Genomic DNA, 2,994 nt, shown 5'->3' with positions numbered 1-2,994 from the left:
CCTCAACACCGGCCCCCAACGCCCCACGTACTCCCCGATGCTCCCGTCCGTCGCATAACCGCTGTCCCTCAGATACAGCCCGGGCGCCGGCGTCACCGCGCCGAGTTCCACCAGGACCGGCTTGAGCAGCAGGTCGGGGGCGAGGGCGTGGGTCGGGCCCGCGCCCAGCATCAGGGGGACCGCGACCACGTCCCGCAGGCCGTCGCCGGTCGCGAACTGGTCCAGGAACAGCTTGAGAACACCGGAGTACGTCGCCTTGAAGGTCGGGCTGGCCACGACCACCAGGTCCGCCGCCGCGACGGACCGTACGGCGTCCGACACCCGCTCGTCGCCCCAACCCAGCAGCCCGGCGCCCAGGTCGATCACGTCGACGACCGTGTCCGGCGGCCGCCTGGTGAGCTCCGTTGCGAGCCTCGTGGCCGCGTCGAGGGTGCGCGAGGCGGGCTTGGGGTTGCCCGCGACCACCGCTGTCCTCATGGGCGTTCACCGCCCGGTACGACTCCGGCGTGCTCCTCGACGTACTCCTCGACCCGCTCCATCGACCACACCTCACCGATCTTGTGCCGGATGTCGAACAGGTTCGCCGCGTGTACGTCCGGATCCCGGTCGCCCACCGCCTCCTCCACCACGACCGGGACGAACCCGTGCTGCATCGCGTCCAGCGCGGTGGCGCGTACGCAACCGCTCGTGGTCAGACCGGCGACGAGGAGGGTGTCGATTCCGCCCGCGGTGAGGTACGCCGCCAGGGCCGTGCCGAAGAAGGCGCTCGGGTACTGCTTGGTCACCGTCAACTCGTCCGGCGCCGGGGCGAGTCCGTCGATGAAGTCGCCGTACGGGCTGCCCTCGGCGAACACGCTCAGCGTCGGCACCTTGCGGAAGAAGAGCCCGCCGTCGGCACCGTCGGGCCGGAACCGTACGCGTGTCACGATCACGGGAAGCCCCGCCCGCCGGACCGTCGACAGCAGCACCCTCATCGCCTCCACGGCCGCTTCGACCCCGGCGTAGAGCGGGCAGTCGCGGTCCACGTACGCGCGGGCCGGGTCGACCAGGAGCAGGGCGGGGGAGGAGCCGGGGGCCAGGTGCCCGGCGAGTCCGGCCCGCTCGTAGTCCGCGTCCGCCTGCCACCGTGACCCGCTCATCCCTGACGGCACTTCATCAGCGGCTGGACGCGGGTGCCGAAGTTCTCGATGCCCGCCAGGAAGTCGTCGAAGACCAGCATGATCCCCTTGGTCCCGTCGACCTCCGCGACCTCGTCGAGCATCTTCGCGACCGTCTCGTACGACCCCACCAGCGTGCCCATGTTGAAGTTCACCGCGCCCTCGGGCAGCACGATGGTGCGGGCGGTCGAGGAGTCGTCGGCGTTGGTGTCCGAGGCCGACTCGCCCGCCATGTACGCGAGGGCGGCGCGGTCGGCGTTGTCGTGGTAGTCGCGCCACTTGGCCTGCGCGGCCTCGTCGGTCTCGTCCGCGATGACCATGAAGAGGGACATCGCGCCGACGTCCCGGCCGGTCTCGCGCGCCGCCTCCACGAGCGTCCGCGTCGTGTCGGCGAAGGCCAGCGGGGTGTTGACGCCGCTGCCGAGGATGAAGTTGTAGTCGGCGTGCTCGGCCGCGAACCGCATGCCGGTGTTGCTCTGGCCCGCGGCGACGATGTCGATGTGCCCGTCCGCCGGGCGCGGCGACAGCACGCAGTCCTCCATCTCGTAGAACTCGCCCTTGAAGTTGCTGACGCCCTCGCGCCACAGCTCCTTCATCACGGTGACGTACTCGACGGCCCGGTCGTAGCGGTTGCCGAAGTGCTCGTCGCCGGGCCACAGGCCCATCTGGGAGTACTCGCCGGGTGCCCAGCCGGTGACGATGTTGATGCCGAAGCGGCCCGGGGCGATCGAGTCGACGGTCGTGGCCATACGGGCGACGATGGCCGGCGGCAGGACCAGGATCGGCGTGGAGGCGTACAGCTTGATCCGGTCCGTCACCGCTGCCAGGCCCGCCATCAGCGTGAACGACTCCAGGCAGTGGTCCCAGAACTCGGTCTCGCCGCCGAACCCCTTGAGCTTGATCATCGACAGCGCGAAGTCGAGCCCGTGTTCCTCGGCCTTCTGCACGATGGCCTTGTTCAGCTCGAAGGTGGGCAGGTACTGGGGCGAACTCTTCGATATGAGCCAGCCGTTGTTGCCGATGGGAATGAATACGCCGATGTCCATGCCACTCCTCAGCGGGTCGGGGGTCCCGGGTGATGCTAAGCCGCGCACGTCAACTCGACGTTAGATATGGGTGGTTGACGTCGTGTCGACCGGCCGCACCCGGGGCGTGAGGATCTTGCGAACGATCGATTCGGTTGAGCACGGAACGGTAAGGTCCACGACATGAACGCTCGGCTGACCCTGCTCGGCACGGTGGCTCCCGGTGTCGCGGAGAGCGAGGTCTTCCGGCTGGCCCTCCAGCATGCGGTGGGCGAGCTGGGCGCTCTGGGCGGCATGATCCATCTGCGGGGCCCGATGTCCGCGCTGCGCCTGGTGTCGACGGCGGGGCTGCCGCCCGCCCTCACCCGTAGCTGGGAGATCATCGACCAGGAGGGCCCGCTGGCTCCGGCCCGTGCGCTGCACGAGGGGGGTGGGGTCTGGGTCCCGATGGGCACGAGTGGGGGGACGGGCGCTGCGGGTACCTCCCCGGCCGGCTCCGCACCCGGCGGTCCGGCCCGCCCTGTGCCAGGCTCCCCGACCGGCCACCCGACCCGTCCTGCGCCCGGGTCCGCGCCGGGGTTCCCGGCTGGGTCCGCGCCGGGGTTCGCGGCTGGCTCCGGACTCGGGTCCCCCGCCGGTCCCGCACCCGGCTCACCCGCCGGCTCTGTGCCGGGCTCCCGGACGGGTTCTACGGCCGGCTCCGCGGCCCCCTTCCCGTTCGGCCCCCGGCCCCACTCCTCGGCCGGCTCACCGGCCGGGGGGGGGGGGCGGGGGGCGGACGGGGAGGGGGGCGCGGGGCCGGTGTCGTATAC

General features: G+C 71.3%; 3 protein-coding genes and 1 pseudogene. 1 reads left to right on the top strand and 3 read right to left on the bottom strand.

Annotated elements, in window-relative coordinates:
• The 3 genes from L0P92_RS43500 to rutA form a co-directional block, all read right to left on the bottom strand.
• On the bottom strand, nt 1-477 hold a 477-nt coding region (locus L0P92_RS43500; protein ID WP_234768659.1), incomplete at its 3' end, for an NADPH-dependent FMN reductase.
• Nucleotides 474-1,139, bottom strand: coding sequence for an isochorismatase family protein (locus L0P92_RS43495; protein WP_234768658.1), 666 nt, complete (start codon nt 1,137-1,139; stop codon nt 474-476). The genes L0P92_RS43500 and L0P92_RS43495, both read right to left, overlap by 4 nt.
• Nucleotides 1,136-2,203 carry a pyrimidine utilization protein A gene (gene rutA, locus L0P92_RS43490; RefSeq protein ID WP_234768657.1) on the bottom strand — a complete coding sequence of 356 codons (1,068 nt, stop codon included), beginning with the start codon at nt 2,201-2,203 and terminating at the stop codon, nt 1,136-1,138. The genes L0P92_RS43495 and rutA overlap by 4 nt, the downstream gene beginning before the upstream one ends.
• Nucleotides 2,204-2,365: 162 nt before the next feature.
• On the opposite strand from rutA, the pseudogene L0P92_RS43485 reads away from it, so the two are divergent.
• Nucleotides 2,366-2,994 (top strand): annotated as a pseudogene (locus L0P92_RS43485) (hypothetical protein); the annotation flags it as partial.

It is taken from the genome of Streptomyces muensis (genome assembly GCF_021474425.1).
Lineage (GTDB): Bacteria > Actinomycetota > Actinomycetes > Streptomycetales > Streptomycetaceae > Streptomyces > Streptomyces muensis.
Note: the sequence above shows the minus strand (reverse complement) of the source record. Positions and strands in the feature narration are given on the sequence as shown.